Here is a 14,135-nt window from a genome sequence, read left to right on the forward strand (position 1 = left end):
TGTCGGTTGTCCGCGCTGGCCGTTTGCAACCTTTTGAGCCAGCCGATAGACTAACCCCCTAGGAGAGACAGGACAGTGGCTGATGACTTGGCGAGTACCCCGACGGCGGACTTTTGGCTGGTTTTATCCATGGCGAGGCGTGGATTGGCTGCTGTTGGGGGCTGTTTGGGCAACCACGGTCATTGGGGCGGTCTTCATCCACAGTAGTCAACTACACCTAGAGGAAAACGATAGTCTCCAGCATTTATTGGTGGGGGGGATGGGTACGATGCTTGCCCTGATCCTGGCCCGCGTTCCGGAATCGGTCTTTATGGGCAGTCATTGGGTCATCTACGGCCTGAGCTGTGCCCTGCTGCTAGCGGTTGATCTCGTGGGGGTAGAGGCCAAGGGAGCAGAGCGCTGGTTGGCGATTGGCGGCTTTAACCTGCAACCCTCGGAGTTTGCCAAAATCTCCCTCATTCTTACCCAAGCGGCACTGTTGCACCGCATTTCAGGCCACTCTCTGAAGGGCATTCTCAGTGTCTTTGCAGCCACCGCCCCCCCTTTTTTCCTGGTTTTGACGCAGCCGGATTTGGGCACGTCCCTTGTTTTCATTGCCATTACATTGACGATGCTCTACTGGGCGAATACCCCCGGCAGTTGGATTATCTTGATGCTTTCCCCTTTGGTGGCGGCAATTCTCGTTGCCCTGCCCCTACCCTACCAACTGAATATCGGCCTCTGGTTGGTGTGGACACTGGCGATGGCAATCGTTGCATGGCGGAGCTTGCCCTTGGGCTGGGTCGGTGGCTTGGGAGGACTGGTACTCAATCTCGGGGGGGCTGGCTTGGGGCAACTGCTTTGGAGCGTGCTCAAGGACTATCAAAAAACCCGTATTCTCATGTTTCTTGACCCCGACAAGGATCCCCTTGGGGCTGGCTACCACTTGATTCAATCGCGGATTGCCATTGGTGCTGGTGGGCTATGGGGGCGGGGCATTTTTCAAGGCACCCAGACCCAGTTGGGATTTATTCCCGAACAGCATACAGACTTTATTTTTTCAGCGATCGCTGAGGAGACGGGGTTCATTGGCAGTTTAGTTCTCCTATGCCTTTTTTGGTTAATCGGTTTGCGCTTATTGCAAATTGCCAATAGTGCAGGTCATGACTTTGGCTCGTTGCTGGCGATCGGTCTATTTGCCATGATCCTGTTTCAAGTGGTGGTGAATATTGGCATGACCATTGGTCTGCTCCCCGTGACAGGAATGCCGTTACCACTGGTGAGTTATGGCCGCTCAGCCCTGCTGGCGACCTATCTTGGCTTAGGTATGGTGCTCTCCGTGGCGAATCATCGCCCGCGATCGCGCTACTAACCGAGGCGCTAGCGTCCTAGTTTATTCGGAATGCCCTCACAGCCACCGGGAATCGTTTCACGGGAGCGGCTACCACTCCAAGCACAGCAATAGTAGCGTTGTTCTTCGGAGAGGTTCTTGACATTGGTAAAGTTGACATCCTCGACCACTGCACCCGTCTGCGCCCCAGTGCGAAAGTTGGGAGGATTCAGGCGATCGCGGGGGCTGGCCTGATCAGCGGTGCCATAAAAGAAGCGAACCCGACTGAGATCGGCATTGGTGAAATCCGCCCCCTGCAAAATCGCCCCTGCCAAATTGGCTCGTGTCAAATTACAGTTGCGAAAGAGGGTGCCTGTGAGATTGGCATCACTCAATTCGGTCCAGCGCAAATCGGTACCACTGAGATCAGCGCCCGCTAGCATACTGCCAAGGTTAATCACCCGCACACCATACTCAATGTCTTCCTCATAGCCACCCAGCCCATCAAAAATCGCCCGTCCCAGTCGGCGATCGCGCTTCAGCGGCGAGAGTAACTTTGCGCCTGACAAAAAGCGAATGATTTTGGCCTTGCCTTCGGCATCGAGTCCCCCTAAGATGGCGGCAGTGCGTCCCTCGGCGATCGCTCGCTCCGGCGGCCAATCCTCCAATAGCCCCTCATCGTCAAGAATGAGATCGGCAATCCCTTGGAAATAACTGTCAATCGTTTGCTGTTGGGTAATGCGGTTTTGTTGCGTCGTCAAATCCCGCGAGATCACGTATTGTCGCCAAGCCACATAGGCGGCCAAGAGCGCCACCAAAATTTGTCCCAAGGCACCGAAGCCCTCCGCCAGTGCCCCCACCGCATCCCAATTCGTACCTTGAAAGCGTCCTCGAATCCAGTCCATGGCGCCAGTCATGGCAATGAGTGCCACCACCGTCAAACTCAGACCCAGTGAGGCCAAAATGAACTGCCGTTGCTGTTCCGTGAGATCTTCAGTAAACCAGTGATAGGTCGAAGTCCAGACCAAGGGGAAACTCAGTCCCCCCAGCACCAAAGCAGCCACCACACCCACCGCATCCCAATCGAGTCCCCAAGCCACCAAGACAGTGACCATGGCGATCGGCATCAACACCGAACGCAGAGACTGCCAACCCGTGCGCCAACGACTACGAGCGGCTAACACTTTACTGAGACGCAAAGCAGCCGCCGTTTGGTTGTCACGGAGGGTCATTTTGTCTTCGCCCATCAGGATTTGGCCTACAGTTCAGGAATTAACCCAATCATAATCAGATTTTTCTTCGTTACATCCATAGAAAGTTCCCCTTCTCTCCTTAGAGAAGGCTGTACAATAATTCATAAAGTTTTCAGAAAACGTTTTGGGAGGTTATGGGTATGGATTGGCGTGTCCTGATTGTCCTGTTACCTGTCCTACTGGCTGCGGGTTGGGCAGTTCGTAACATTCTGCCCTATGCTGTCAAGCAGTTTCAAAAGCTCCTGCAAAAAGCCAAAGCAGCCTAGGACATTGATACGGCTGTATCCTCTGTAGAATTGTTGGGCAAGCGCTCCCCAAGGAACCAGACCGAGTGTGATCTTGGTTTTACTTCGGGGAGACTTTTTTTATAATAGGAAGTATATTGTTAACTTTTGTAAATTAGCTTTCAGGTTACTGCCATGCCTTCCCTCGAACAGCTTGCCCATCAACTGGAAAGTCCCAATTCCCGCGATCGCCTGCTGGCGCTAGCCGCGCTACGGGATGTCCCCTCTGCGGATGCCGTACCCCTGATTAAAAAAGTTCTTTGGGACGAAAATCTACAGATTCGCTCAATGGCTGTGTTTGCCCTTGGTGTCAAATCCACACCGGAGTGCTTTGACATTCTGGTGCAGTTGCTCGAGAGTGAACCGGATTATGGTATTCGTGCCGATGCTGCGGGTGCCTTGGGCTATCTCGAAGATGGGCGTGCCTTTGAACCGCTAGTGCGCGCCTTTTATGAAGACACCGATTGGTTAGTGCGCTTTAGTGCCGCTGTGGCGCTGGGCAATCTTAAGGATTCCCGCGCGGTGGATGTATTGCGCTCGGCGCTGAAAAGTCAGGAAGTCGTGATGCTCCAAGGGGCGATCGCCGCTCTGGGGGAAATTGGCGATCCCAGTGTTGTCGAAGATATTTTGCCCTTTGTGACCGCAGAGGATTGGTTGGTACGGCAACGGCTCGCTGAAGCTCTGGGCAATCTCCCTAGCCCGAAAACCCAAGCCGCTTTGGAATACCTCGCTAAAGATGAGCATCCCCATGTGGCGACGGCAGCCCAGATTTCTTTGCAACGCTTGCAAGAGCGACTTTCCTCCGAAGTTCAGGGCACTGGCAATTGAGATCAAACTTTTTTGCCCACTGCGGTTTCTGCCACAACTCTCTAAACTGGAAAGAAAGGCGCGGCATCCGCAGTAACCTATCTCTATGTCTATCCGAATTAAATTTCTTCCTTACCTCGTGGCAGTGCTGGTCGGGGTGATGGGTGCGATTATTCTTTCACAACTACATTTTGCGCTCTGGTGGGAGCCAGACCTGCTGACCCAACCGCCCCCCATTGTCGAGGCAGAACCAGAAACCACTACTGTTCAGCCCTTACCCCCTCCCCAAACGCCAGCCAACCCGCAACCGAATGGGCTACGCATCAGTAATCAAACGGCCTTTCCGGTGCGCGTGGTGTTGCTCGCTGCCCGCGATCGCGCCCATCCTGATCAGGGCGCCGTTCACTGGGATTTTGCTCCTATGGAAGGCAATATTAAGGGATTACTATTAACGCTGCCCGAAGGTAAGCTCACCCTCCAATCGGGGGATATTGTCTTGGCCTTTACCCTCGATGGTTCCAAACGCTACTGGGGGCCCTATGTCATTGGTGAAAATAGCGAACTTCAGCGCGATCGCCAAACGCAGGAATGGCAGTTGATCCTGCGTCCCTAGGAGGCCTCTGAAGAAAGACCCGAACGGATGGTTTCCACCAGTTCCTCGCTGTGCCAAGGCTTGTACAAACAGCGATGCAAATTAGCCTCTTCAATGGCTCGCTGAATCGCTGCTAGTGGCTGGTTTTCGCCATGGGTTTAGCAGCAGCGTGATGATTCTCTTGGGAGGTGGGGCGGGGTTGAATGACGCCATAGCCCCCATGATTCCGTTCATAGACCACGTTGATTTCTCCCGTATCGCGATTGCGGAAGACATAGAAGTCGTGATCCACCATTTCTAGGTGCTCAAGGGCTTCTTGGATCGTCATCGGCGGCATGGCAAAGTATTTCATGCGCACCACTTGTTCGGGCAGTTGCGGTGTGCGATCGCCCACTAAGTCGGTCACCACTGCGGGCTCCACCACACTATTGGTATCTTTGGCACGGGATTTGTCTTGCCGTTTTTCTTTGAGTTTGCGCAGTTTGCGGGCAATTTTGTCGGCAACGAGATCAATACTGGCGTAGAGATTTTCACTGCTTTCTTCGGCGCGAATGACGCAGCCATTAACAAAGAGGGTTACTTCAGCGGTTTGCTTGGGAGCAGTGCTACGGTTACGAGCCACGGACAGATGCACATCAACTTCGTTAATCACATTTTGGAAATGACTGGTGGCTCGCTCAATTTTTTGGTTCACATAGCTGCGAATGCCATCCGTAATATCAATGTTTTTACCGTGAATCACTAGCCTCATAGGGTTGCCTCCCCTGAGCAAAACAGATACATCTAAGGCTGATCTACTTCCACCCTAACATCTTCGTATCGGGGATTACAGGGTGTGCTGCCGCTCTTCACCTTTATTCGTGTTCTGTGATAATTCTTATCCTCTAGCTCTTGACAATCTGGCACCCCCTATGAAAACTGCCCTTGGTTGGCATTGTGCCTTGGGGATCATTCCCTACCGCGATGCTTGGCGCTGGCAACAGCAACTGGTGGCTGAGCGCTGCCACAATCCCACTGCCCGAGATGTCCTACTCACTTTGGAGCATCCCCCCATCTACACCCTTGGTCAAGGGGCAACCACCGCCCACCTTCACTTTGATCCTGTGGCTACGGGCATTGAGGTATTGCGCATTGAGCGCGGAGGCGATGTCACCTACCACTGCCCCGGCCAATTGGTCGCCTACCCGATTTTGAATTTACGCCGCCACCGCTGCGATTTGCATTGGTATCTCCACCAGTTGGAGGAAGTCGTGATTCAAACCCTAGGGCACTATGGCATTAAAGGGGAACGCGTTGCTGGCCTTACGGGTGTTTGGGTAGAGGGGTACAAGGTGGCCGCAATTGGGATCAAGGTGACCCGCTGGATTAGCTTCCACGGCATTGCCCTCAATGTGGTGAACGATTTGAAGGGCTTTGGGCGTATTGTCCCCTGTGGCATTGGCGATCGCCCCGTCGGGAACCTACGGCAGTTTTGTGCCGACATTACCTTAGAGGAGGTGCGCCAGCAGTTTGTTGCTGCCTTTGGCCGTGTTTTTGCCCTCGAATTTGCCCCCAAAGCCCTTGCCGATCTCCTGATCCCCGTCTCTAGTTGACAAACTTTAATCTTTATTTCAGGAATCGGCTGTTATGAATTGGCAACTTTCGGGGCACAATTTAAGTCTAAGTAGATTAGGATACAGGCCAACTCCCTCTCACCTGCTAGGCTAACGCTATACAAACCTCAGCTTCATCAGTGCGAGTCGTCATCTTCATCGCGATAAATCTTTTATCTACATTCTTCCTTGCCAAATACTGTTTAGAATCTGAGCCGCTATGATGAACTCCGCTTCCAAAACCCCATCCCCTACACCCACTGTTAGCACCGATATGGTGCGCACCTACCTACAGGAAATTGGGCGCGTGCCGCTGCTGACCCATGAGCAGGAAATTATTCTGGGTAAACAGGTACAGCAAATGATGGCACTGCGGGAAAAACGCGAGGCTCTCACCAAAGAACTGGGACGTGAACCAACCTTTGAAGAATGGGCGGCGGCCTCTCATCTCACGCCGACGGAATTGCGCAATCTCCTTAAGCGCGGCGAACGCGCCAAGCAAAAAATGATTGAAGCCAACCTACGGCTGGTGGTTTCGGTGGCCAAGAAGTATCAAAAACGCAACCTTGAATTGCTGGACTTGGTGCAAGAGGGCACCCTTGGCCTTGAACGCGGTGTGGAAAAGTTTGATCCCACGCGGGGCTATAAGTTCTCTACCTATGCCTACTGGTGGATTCGTCAGGCCATTACGCGGGCGATCGCCCAACAGGCGCGAACCATTCGGCTGCCCATCCACATTACCGAGAAGCTGAACAAGATCAAACGCACCCAACGCGAATTGGCGCAAAAATTGGGACGGAGTGCCACCCCTGCTGAGGTGGCAGCAGCCCTAGAACTCGAACCGGAGCAAATCCGTGAATACCTGACCCTTGCGCGCCAACCCGTTTCCCTTGATCTGCGCGTTGGGGACAATCAGGACACTGAACTCGGTGAACTGCTCGAGGATGATAGTCTTTCGCCAGAGCAATTTACCACGGTGGAGTCCCTCCGCGATGATGTCAACCTGTGGCTGGCGGAACTCACCCCGCAACAACGGCAAGTCCTCACCCTGCGCTACGGCTTGGGGGATGGCCAAGAACTGTCCCTTGCCAAGGTGGGTGAGCAACTCAACCTCAGCCGTGAACGGGTGCGGCAACTGGAGCGGCAAGCCCTCGATCACCTGCGGCGGCGGCGCCAACAAATGTATGAATACTTGGCCAGCTAAGGCGTGGATTGAGGCACTGGCTCTGCAACCCCATCCAGAGGGGGGCTATTTCCGTGAGGTCTATCGCTCAGCAGGGAGGCTTCCCGCCGCGGTTTTGCCTTCAGGCTTTCAGGGGGGCGATCGCGCCTACTGTACGAGTATTTACTTTTTGCTCCCCTCCACGGCCTGTTCGCGACTGCACCGCATTGCCAGTGATGAACTGTGGCACTTTTACACGGGCAGTAGCCTAACGATTCATGTGATTCTACCAACGGGCGAGTATCAGCCCCTGCGCTTGGGGATGAATATCGATCAGGGGGAGCAATGGCAACAGGTGGTACCAGCGGGGGCATGGTTTGGAGCAACGGTGGATGCGCTAGACAGTTTTAGTCTTGTGGGGTGTACGGTGGCGCCGGGATTTGACTTTCGCGATTTTGAATTGGGCGATCGCCAGCAATTGCAGCAGCAGTTTCCTCAGCACCAGAGATTAATTGAACGCTTGACGCCCTAGACATTAAAGAGCGTTTGCAAACGGCGACGAATCCACTGCAAGGGGGGCAGGCTTTTGATTTCTTGGGAGTTCACGAGGCCGAGTTCTTGAAGAACCTGTTGTCGTGCCGCTAGCTCGTGGGCAATATCTTCCGCCAATTGGGGTTGGGCTTGCAGCAGTCGCTGTACGGCTGAACGATGCACCACAAATAGAACTGTTTCTTCCAAGGCTCGCACCGTGGCCGATCGCGGCATCCCCGTCAGCACGGCAATTTCACCAAAAAACTCCCCCTCATAGAGGGTGGCTAAAATCTGATTCAGGTGCTCGGAGCGGACTTCCACGGATCCCTCAAGGACAATGTAAAAGGCATCCCCCGGATCGCCCTCAGAGCAGATAATTTCCCCGACACCATAAAATTGACGATTGCCCAACTCAATCAGCATTTGCAATTCCGCATTGGAGCAGCGAGAGAAACAACTGATATTGCGCAGTAAATCAGCAAGGGAGGGTTCGGTTTTGACCATTTCAGGAACTACTGGCTCACTCACCGCTGCGGTTTCGGGCACACTGGCCACAGAACGGTGGTAGTAATGAGCCAAGGAGCGCAGTTCCCCCAAGTCGCGCAACCGCAAATCCAACTGGGGAAAAGGCACTTCAATCTGCCGCTGCCGTAATTCCTGCTCAATGAGAAAATTGAGGGCGCTTTTAATGGGTTCAGAATCTTGGGGGCGGTTAATCCACACCAGCAATTCAAAGAGGTAGGCATTCTCGCCAAAACCGCGAAACCAAACGCTGGGGGGTGGGGTGAGCAGGACGCGCGGATCCTGACGGGCGGCACTGAGGAGTGCTTCGGTCACCAGAACTGTATCACTGCCATAGGCGACACTCACAGGGATATGGATACGGCTATCGGGACTACCGTAACTCCAGTTAACGACGTTCTTTTCAATAAAGCGGTTGTTGGGGACAATCACGTACTGGCTATCGTTGGTGCGGATAATCGTAGCGCGAATTGAAATTTTCTCCACCGTGCCCAGCAGGCCATCCACTTCAATAAAATCTCCGACTTTAATCGGATGTTCGAACAAAATCGCTAAACCGCTAATAAAGTTACTGGCGAGGGTTTGCAAACCAAAACCAAAACCGATCCCCAAGACCCCCGCCAACACTGTGAGGGAACTGAGGTCAATGCCCGCGGTTTGCAGAACAACAATAAAGCCAATAAAGCTGAGGCTATAGCTAACCACACGGGTGATGGTTTCTTGGCTACCGCGATCCACCCGCAACTGCATGAGAACCCGACTCTTGAGCCACTCGCTCACCCAGCGGGAGATAAAAATCACCGCGAGGGACAAAAAGAGAATTAGGAAGAGAAAGTTCAGCGTGACCTTGGTGCGCCCCAACTCCATAAAGGGGGTGTTAAACACCACGGCCACCCGTTCGAGGAGAAACTGAATTGTGCTATCGATGCGCTCATGCCAAGGGGAAAGACTTTGAACCGATTGCAGAATCCAAGATAAAACGAGTGCCCAGAGTAAAATCCGCAGCGTCAGGCGCAATAGACTAGCGCCAAGGGAGAGCCAAGGCTGGGATTGTTGGCTGGCTTTTTGGTCAAGCCGCTGTTGCAGTTGATGAATCCCCAAGTTCAGCAGGAGCCAGTCCGTGAGAATCGCAATGCCGACAATCCCCACAATTTGAGCCGCTTCAATGAACGCGACCCGCAGCCGTTGAGTTCGCGCCAGTTGAGCAATGAGAATACTTGAAGGGGCTGCTGCTAAAAATAAACTGAGGTACTTAATCATGGTCCTAAAGATTGTGCGCGAGCGGCTTTAATGACTGCCACCACGTCGGCATGTTTCCCATCCAGCGCCCACACCAAAGCTGTCCAAGAATTCTGATCCTTGGCGTTGAGATCTGCACCTGCTGCAATCAGTTGTTTGACCGTAGCTGTTTGTCCCTTAGCGGCTGCGGCCATTAATGGGGTCAGACCAAAGGCTGTTTGAGCATTGACATTGGCACCGGCGGCTAGCAGTTTCTCCACAATGGCGGTATGTCCACCGCCGGCAGCAGCCATCAATGGTGTCCACCCCTCGCTGTCCCCTTGGTTGACATCGACGCCTGCGGCAATCAAGGCATCGACAATTTCAGTGTGCCCCAGTTCTGCTGCCAGTGCCAGCGCTTCCGTTTTCATCTCGATACCGTTGGCGATCGCCTCCTGGACAGCGGTCAGGTCTCCTTGCTCAATGGCGGTTTCAATTGCTGTCATCCCCTGCGTCATTGCCTGTAGCCTGCCTCTAATAAAGAAAAGATAATCTATCTGAGTTAAAATGAGGTCTGCATTGAGTTTAGGATCGCATGCAATGGATATTATCACGCTCGGTTGGGTGGGTGTTCTCAGTGTCTTTACGCTCTCGATCGCCTTTGTGGTGTGGGGTCGCCACGGCATGTAGCCACCTAGGACTGGGGCAATGACGGTTTCATTGGCGGATCTTCTGGTTCTGGTGGCCTTGCTGCTGCTGATTGTCGTCACTGGTGGCATTGGCTATCTGACTTTTGCGGAGTGGCGCGATCGCCGGCGGCTGCAAGCGGAGCAAAAACAACAACGGCGGGGGCGCAAGCGTTAATGGTTGCTCCTCTACGGCTTTTGGGCGATCGCCTCTTCAGTGCTCTGCAAACCGCACTTCCTTTAGATACCTATCCCCAGCCGCTCCTGCTGCCGGCCAGTCAAGCCAAGTTTGGCGACTATCAATCCAATGTTTGCCTGAGCCTCGCCAAGCAGGCGGGCAAAGCACCCCGTGAGCTAGCCCAAGAGGTGGTGGCACATCTCAATGTTGAGGATCTCTGTCAACCCGTCGAAATTGCTGGTCCGGGCTTTCTCAATTTTCGTCTCAAGCCGGACTTTCTGGCGTGCAGCCTGCAAGCCGCTATTGGGAGCGATCGCTTGGGGATTCCGCCAGCACAAGAGCCACGCCGGGTGGTGGTTGATTTTTCTAGCCCTAACATTGCCAAGGAAATGCACGTGGGTCACCTGCGCTCCACGATTATTGGTGACTGCATTGCCCGCATTCTTGAATTTCAAGGCCACGATGTCCTGCGGCTCAACCATGTGGGGGACTGGGGGACACAGTTTGGCATGCTCATTACCTACCTTGAGGAGGTTTATCCCGACGCCCTCACGACTGCCAATGTCCTTGACTTGGGCGACTTGGTGACATTCTACAAAAAGGCCAAGCAACGCTTTGACAGCGATCCAAACTTTCAACAAAAGGCACGGCAGCAGGTGGTGGCGCTGCAGCAGGGGGAAGAACACAGTCGCCGCGCTTGGCAACTTCTGTGTGAGCAATCCCGCCGCGAGTTTCAAAAGATCTACGATCTGCTAGATATTCAGCTTACGGAGCGGGGAGAGTCCTTCTACAATCCCTTTCTGCCCGCGGTGATTGAGGACTTAGCCGCATGCGGCCTCCTCGTGGAAGATCAGGGGGCAAAGGTCGTTTTCCTAGAGGGTTTTACAAACAAAGAGGGGCAACCCCAGCCCTTGATTATTCAAAAGTCCGATGGTGGCTACAATTACGCAACCACGGATTTAGCTGCCCTGCGCTATCGCATTGAAAAGGATCAGGCGGACTGGATTATTTACGTCACCGATGTTGGGCAGTCCACCCACTTTGCCCAAGTCTTTCAAGTGGCGCAGCGCGCGGGTTGGGTGCCGCCCCATGTCACCCTCACCCATGTCCCCTTTGGCTTAGTGTTGGGGGAAGATGGCAAACGCTTGAAAACCCGTTCTGGGGAAACGATTCGCCTGATGGATTTGTTGACGGAGGCGATCGCCCGCAGTCGAGCGGATTTAGAACAGCGCCTTGCCAGTGAAGGCCGTAGTGAATCTCCAGAATTCATTGACACCGTGGCACGGGCGATCGGTATCGGTGCTGTCAAATACGCAGATCTTAGCCAAAACCGCAACAGTAACTACGTCTTTAGCTACGACAAGATGCTCTCCCTACAGGGGAATACTGCTCCCTATTTGCTCTATGCCTATGTGCGTGTCCAAGGACTGACACGGCGCGGCGACATTGATTGGCGCACCCTCTCACCAGATACCCCCCTCTTCCTAGAGGATGAGACCGAGCAAAACTTGGCCAAGCACCTTGTGCAACTGGAGGAAACCCTTGACCTTGTGAGCGCTGAGCTATTGCCCAACCGCCTCTGCCAATACCTCTTTGAACTGAGCCAGCTTTTTAACCAGTTCTACGATCGCTGTCCCATCCTTTCGGCAACTGAGCCAACGAAGCAATCCCGCTTGACCCTCGCCTATCTCACTGCTCAGACCCTGAAGCTAGGGCTATCCCTACTGGGGATTCGGGTTTTGGATCGGATTTAGCGCCTTCTCGCTATACTGGGGCGCAGCACCACTGTTGTTTCTGGAATTTTCTAGAGTGTGGGAGGCCTATTCTCTAGTCTCTTACTGGCGGTTATCTTCCTGCTGACGTGGCCGCATCTCTACCTCATGCAGTTTTATTTTTGGCTATTTCGCCGCGAGTTGCCTAGCAAGCTAGAACTGGGGGGCTTGTTCATCATGCTTGTCATGGCAGGGGGAACAGGTCTTGGCTTCCTCATTGGTCTCGCCGCTGGATTTGTTCTGTTGCCGTGGCTTTGGCCTGAGTTGGGTCAACTATGGCAAGGGTTAACGGTGGTCGCGATCTATTTTGTCAATTCGCTGATCTGGTTTGAACTCGGCTATCGCTGGGGTCAGTGGGAAGCAAAGCGTTAAGTCTCTTCACAGTGTTGAGCGTGTTCTATTCATGGGAAAAGGGCTGTAAGATACATTGGTTGTTTGTGCGATCGCGACAGCACAATGATTAAAAATGACATTTGGATTCGGGCCATGGCGGCTCAGGGCATGATTCAGCCTTTTGAACCGACACTGGTGCGGCGGGTGGCTGAGCAGCCCGTGATTAGTTTTGGCCTTTCTTCCTACGGTTACGATATTCGCCTCAGCCCGAAGGAGTTTCGTATCTTTCGCCATGTGCCGGGGACGGTGGTGGATCCGAAGAACTTTAATCCTGCCAATTTAGAATTTGCCCCCCTCCATGAAGATGCCAATGGTGCCTTCTTTATTTTGCCCGCCCATTCCTACGGTCTTGGGGTGGCGCTAGAACGCCTACAGGTTCCCGAAAATGTCACGGTTCTGTGTATTGGTAAAAGCTCCTATGCCCGTGCGGGGATTATTGCTAACCTGACACCGGCAGAGGCGGGCTGGCGAGGCCATCTGACCTTAGAATTCTCAAATTCTTCCAGTGCAGACTGTCGCATCTACGCCAATGAGGGAGTGGTGCAATTGCTCTTTTTTGAGGGTGAACCCTGCGATGTGAGTTATGAAACGCGGCGGGGCAAATACCAAGATCAGCCGGAGGCCGTCACATTGGCACGGGTTTGAGTGAGTTGCTGCAACAGCCGTTGGGGTCCATGGTGTCCCCATTGATAGCCCTGCTGAAGATAGGGGTCTAGGCGGCGGCGAATCTGTTGGTAGCCCCAGAAGATCACTCCCCCCTGGAGGACAACAGTCGTATTGACTCCCCAGAGTTCACTGCCGAAGGTCAAGCCTTGCCAACTAGAAAGATAAATCGCCGCATACCACAGTAAGACAAACTGACTCAGACTCCCAAAGGCCGGTAGGGGAAAGGGCACGGCATAGGCTTGGCACGCTTTGCGGATATAGGCAAGGGTACTGATTATCGCCAGCACGACATCGAAAAATCCCCCCGGCAGCAGCAGGCTACCCACCATCTGTGCGGTTAACCAAGACCATGCCGACGTGTCTTGCCTGCCAAGAGCTGCCCCGAGGTTCTGTTCAACTTGGCTGGCTTGGTGGAGAATTCGCAGGGCACGGGCTTGGGGAGCCTCCTGTTGTAACCACTGCTGAAGAAGCTGTCGCAGTTCTGGAATGCCCTGACCTGTTGTGCTGCTCACGGCAATACCTTCGGCCATTGGCGGGTAGAGATCCGCCTTGGTGAGAATCAGCTTGTGGGGAATCCTAAGGGTGTTTAGGCGATCGCGGGCTTGGTATTCGACGGGGGTAAGGCTGTCTTGGGTCACAAAAAGGACAAGATCGGCAGTCTCAACGGCACTCCATGTCATGCTTTCGCGGTTACTACCCGCTACTTCATCCAGCCCAGGGGTATCAGTGAGATCGACGATTTGATCTTGACAGTGCCAGCGAACCGTTCGCGGCCATTGAGTCGTGCCATGAAGGGCGCCCACGGGAAAAATCGCTTCGCCATAGAGGGCATTCAAAAGGGCGGACTTGCCGCGGCTCACTTGACCCAAGACAACAATGTGCCATGCGCTCTGGTGGAGGCGATCGCGCAACTCATAGAGGGGCTGCCATTGGGCACTCAATTGCGGATGGTGCACCTGATGCCACGCGAGGAGTTCCTCTAGACATTTAGCCGTTATGTCTAGGATAGGGAGGCTACTCACGGCGAAGGAGCGACCAATTGGAGGCCACCACTAAACCAACCGCAGCAATTAAGACGACAGGAAAGGGAATTACCCACTGCCGTAGGTGCAATACGGCTTCGCTGAGCAGGAACAAAATAATAAAGCTGGCGATCGCAATCCCCATAGG

At 53.7% G+C, this 14,135-nt stretch carries 18 protein-coding genes and 1 pseudogene; 12 read left to right on the plus strand and 7 right to left on the minus strand.

Annotated elements, in window-relative coordinates:
• Nucleotides 1-82: 82 nt before the first annotated feature.
• On the plus strand, nucleotides 83-1,351 hold the full coding sequence (gene rodA, locus QYC28_RS01815) for a rod shape-determining protein RodA (RefSeq protein ID WP_149817642.1): 1,269 nt from the start codon (nucleotides 83-85) through the stop codon (nucleotides 1,349-1,351).
• An 8-nt stretch (nucleotides 1,352-1,359) separates the two neighbouring features.
• On the opposite strand, the gene QYC28_RS01820 is transcribed toward rodA, so the two are convergent.
• Complete coding sequence (locus QYC28_RS01820; RefSeq protein WP_255451697.1) at nucleotides 1,360-2,556, minus strand: pentapeptide repeat-containing protein; 1,197 nt, start codon at nucleotides 2,554-2,556, stop codon at nucleotides 1,360-1,362.
• A gap of 140 nt (nucleotides 2,557-2,696) precedes the next feature.
• Here QYC28_RS01820 and QYC28_RS01825 point away from each other — a divergent pair, with 140 nt between their 5' ends.
• From QYC28_RS01825 to QYC28_RS01835, 3 genes are all read left to right on the plus strand, one after another.
• On the plus strand, nucleotides 2,697-2,828 hold the full coding sequence (locus QYC28_RS01825; protein ID WP_149817644.1) for a photosystem II protein Y: 132 nt from the start codon (nucleotides 2,697-2,699) through the stop codon (nucleotides 2,826-2,828).
• Between the two features lie 153 nt (nucleotides 2,829-2,981).
• Nucleotides 2,982-3,674, plus strand: coding sequence for a HEAT repeat domain-containing protein (locus tag QYC28_RS01830; protein ID WP_149817646.1), 693 nt, complete (start codon nucleotides 2,982-2,984; stop codon nucleotides 3,672-3,674).
• Nucleotides 3,675-3,759: 85 nt separating this feature from the next.
• Entirely contained in the window at nucleotides 3,760-4,266 is a 507-nt protein-coding gene (locus QYC28_RS01835; protein WP_286626353.1) for a hypothetical protein, read from the plus strand.
• On the opposite strand, the pseudogene QYC28_RS13145 reads toward QYC28_RS01835, so the two are convergent.
• Together QYC28_RS13145 and hpf are read right to left on the minus strand one after the other, a co-directional pair.
• Nucleotides 4,263-4,376, minus strand: a pseudogene (locus QYC28_RS13145) (response regulator); the annotation flags it as partial. The gene QYC28_RS01835 and the pseudogene QYC28_RS13145 overlap by 4 nt on opposite strands.
• A 2-nt stretch (nucleotides 4,377-4,378) precedes the next feature.
• The gene (gene hpf, locus QYC28_RS01840; RefSeq protein ID WP_286626355.1) at nucleotides 4,379-4,996 is read right to left on the minus strand and encodes a ribosome hibernation-promoting factor, HPF/YfiA family; all 618 of its coding nucleotides are present in this window, start codon (nucleotides 4,994-4,996) and stop codon (nucleotides 4,379-4,381) included.
• Nucleotides 4,997-5,156: 160 nt separating this feature from the next.
• Between hpf and lipB the strand changes: the two genes are divergently transcribed.
• The 3 genes from lipB (at nucleotide 5,157) to QYC28_RS01855 (ending at nucleotide 7,531) form a co-directional block, all read left to right on the plus strand.
• Nucleotides 5,157-5,837, plus strand: coding sequence for a lipoyl(octanoyl) transferase LipB (lipB, locus tag QYC28_RS01845; RefSeq protein WP_149817653.1), 681 nt, complete (start codon nucleotides 5,157-5,159; stop codon nucleotides 5,835-5,837).
• A 220-nt stretch (nucleotides 5,838-6,057) separates the two neighbouring features.
• Complete coding sequence (locus QYC28_RS01850) at nucleotides 6,058-7,041, plus strand: RNA polymerase sigma factor, RpoD/SigA family (protein WP_149817655.1); 984 nt, start codon at nucleotides 6,058-6,060, stop codon at nucleotides 7,039-7,041.
• Nucleotides 7,022-7,531, plus strand: coding sequence for a cupin domain-containing protein (locus QYC28_RS01855; RefSeq protein ID WP_149817657.1), 510 nt, complete (start codon nucleotides 7,022-7,024; stop codon nucleotides 7,529-7,531). The genes QYC28_RS01850 and QYC28_RS01855 overlap by 20 nt, the downstream gene beginning before the upstream one ends.
• Here QYC28_RS01855 and QYC28_RS01860 read toward each other — a convergent pair.
• On the minus strand, nucleotides 7,528-9,312 hold the full coding sequence (locus QYC28_RS01860; RefSeq protein WP_302679746.1) for a mechanosensitive ion channel domain-containing protein: 1,785 nt from the start codon (nucleotides 9,310-9,312) through the stop codon (nucleotides 7,528-7,530). The two genes, QYC28_RS01855 and QYC28_RS01860, sit on opposite strands and share 4 nt — an antisense overlap.
• Nucleotides 9,309-9,776, minus strand: a complete 468-nt coding sequence (locus QYC28_RS01865) for an ankyrin repeat domain-containing protein (RefSeq protein ID WP_302679747.1) — start codon at nucleotides 9,774-9,776, stop codon at nucleotides 9,309-9,311. The genes QYC28_RS01860 and QYC28_RS01865 overlap by 4 nt, the downstream gene beginning before the upstream one ends.
• A 94-nt stretch (nucleotides 9,777-9,870) precedes the next feature.
• Here QYC28_RS01865 and petN point away from each other — a divergent pair, with 94 nt between their 5' ends.
• The 5 genes from petN (at nucleotide 9,871) to dcd (ending at nucleotide 12,944) form a co-directional block, all read left to right on the plus strand.
• Nucleotides 9,871-9,960, plus strand: coding sequence for a cytochrome b6-f complex subunit PetN (gene petN / locus QYC28_RS01870; RefSeq protein WP_011056671.1), 90 nt, complete (start codon nucleotides 9,871-9,873; stop codon nucleotides 9,958-9,960).
• An 18-nt stretch (nucleotides 9,961-9,978) separates the two neighbouring features.
• Nucleotides 9,979-10,134, plus strand: a complete 156-nt coding sequence (locus QYC28_RS01875; RefSeq protein WP_300872845.1) for a hypothetical protein — start codon at nucleotides 9,979-9,981, stop codon at nucleotides 10,132-10,134.
• Nucleotides 10,134-11,888, plus strand: coding sequence for an arginine--tRNA ligase (argS, locus tag QYC28_RS01880; protein ID WP_302679748.1), 1,755 nt, complete (start codon nucleotides 10,134-10,136; stop codon nucleotides 11,886-11,888). The genes QYC28_RS01875 and argS overlap by 1 nt, the downstream gene beginning before the upstream one ends.
• Before the next feature lie 57 nt (nucleotides 11,889-11,945).
• Complete coding sequence (locus QYC28_RS01885) at nucleotides 11,946-12,278, plus strand: hypothetical protein (protein ID WP_190278161.1); 333 nt, start codon at nucleotides 11,946-11,948, stop codon at nucleotides 12,276-12,278.
• A gap of 84 nt (nucleotides 12,279-12,362) precedes the next feature.
• Nucleotides 12,363-12,944, plus strand: a complete 582-nt coding sequence (gene dcd / locus QYC28_RS01890; RefSeq protein ID WP_149817667.1) for a dCTP deaminase — start codon at nucleotides 12,363-12,365, stop codon at nucleotides 12,942-12,944.
• On the opposite strand, the gene QYC28_RS01895 is transcribed toward dcd, so the two are convergent.
• Nucleotides 12,911-13,987 carry an Era-like GTP-binding protein gene (locus QYC28_RS01895; RefSeq protein ID WP_149817669.1) on the minus strand — a complete coding sequence of 359 codons (1,077 nt, stop codon included), beginning with the start codon at nucleotides 13,985-13,987 and terminating at the stop codon, nucleotides 12,911-12,913. The genes dcd and QYC28_RS01895 overlap by 34 nt on opposite strands.
• Nucleotides 13,980-14,132, minus strand: a complete 153-nt coding sequence (locus tag QYC28_RS01900; RefSeq protein ID WP_190278162.1) for a hypothetical protein — start codon at nucleotides 14,130-14,132, stop codon at nucleotides 13,980-13,982. The genes QYC28_RS01895 and QYC28_RS01900 overlap by 8 nt, the downstream gene beginning before the upstream one ends.
• Between the last annotated feature and the right edge of the window lie 3 nt (nucleotides 14,133-14,135).

Source organism: Thermosynechococcus sp. HY596 (genome assembly GCF_030518715.1).
In the GTDB taxonomy this organism is placed as follows: domain Bacteria; phylum Cyanobacteriota; class Cyanobacteriia; order Thermosynechococcales; family Thermosynechococcaceae; genus Thermosynechococcus.

Excerpts from the sequence above, each read along its gene's own strand:
- rodA (WP_149817642.1), top strand. The coding sequence starts at position 83 with ATGACTTGGCGAGTACCCCGACGGCGGACTTTTGGCTGGTTTTATCCA.
- QYC28_RS01820 (WP_255451697.1), bottom strand. The coding sequence starts at position 2,556 with ATGGGCGAAGACAAAATGACCCTCCGTGACAACCAAACGGCGGCTGCT.
- QYC28_RS01825 (WP_149817644.1), top strand. The coding sequence starts at position 2,697 with ATGGGTATGGATTGGCGTGTCCTGATTGTCCTGTTACCTGTCCTACTG.
- QYC28_RS01830 (WP_149817646.1), top strand. The coding sequence starts at position 2,982 with ATGCCTTCCCTCGAACAGCTTGCCCATCAACTGGAAAGTCCCAATTCC.
- QYC28_RS01835 (WP_286626353.1), top strand. The coding sequence starts at position 3,760 with ATGTCTATCCGAATTAAATTTCTTCCTTACCTCGTGGCAGTGCTGGTC.
- hpf (WP_286626355.1), bottom strand. The coding sequence starts at position 4,996 with ATGAGGCTAGTGATTCACGGTAAAAACATTGATATTACGGATGGCATT.
- lipB (WP_149817653.1), top strand. The coding sequence starts at position 5,157 with ATGAAAACTGCCCTTGGTTGGCATTGTGCCTTGGGGATCATTCCCTAC.
- QYC28_RS01850 (WP_149817655.1), top strand. The coding sequence starts at position 6,058 with ATGATGAACTCCGCTTCCAAAACCCCATCCCCTACACCCACTGTTAGC.
- QYC28_RS01855 (WP_149817657.1), top strand. The coding sequence starts at position 7,022 with ATGAATACTTGGCCAGCTAAGGCGTGGATTGAGGCACTGGCTCTGCAA.
- QYC28_RS01860 (WP_302679746.1), bottom strand. The coding sequence starts at position 9,312 with ATGATTAAGTACCTCAGTTTATTTTTAGCAGCAGCCCCTTCAAGTATT.
- QYC28_RS01865 (WP_302679747.1), bottom strand. The coding sequence starts at position 9,776 with ATGACAGCAATTGAAACCGCCATTGAGCAAGGAGACCTGACCGCTGTC.
- petN (WP_011056671.1), top strand. The coding sequence starts at position 9,871 with ATGGATATTATCACGCTCGGTTGGGTGGGTGTTCTCAGTGTCTTTACG.
- QYC28_RS01875 (WP_300872845.1), top strand. The coding sequence starts at position 9,979 with ATGACGGTTTCATTGGCGGATCTTCTGGTTCTGGTGGCCTTGCTGCTG.
- argS (WP_302679748.1), top strand. The coding sequence starts at position 10,134 with ATGGTTGCTCCTCTACGGCTTTTGGGCGATCGCCTCTTCAGTGCTCTG.
- dcd (WP_149817667.1), top strand. The coding sequence starts at position 12,363 with ATGATTAAAAATGACATTTGGATTCGGGCCATGGCGGCTCAGGGCATG.
- QYC28_RS01900 (WP_190278162.1), bottom strand. The coding sequence starts at position 14,132 with ATGGGGATTGCGATCGCCAGCTTTATTATTTTGTTCCTGCTCAGCGAA.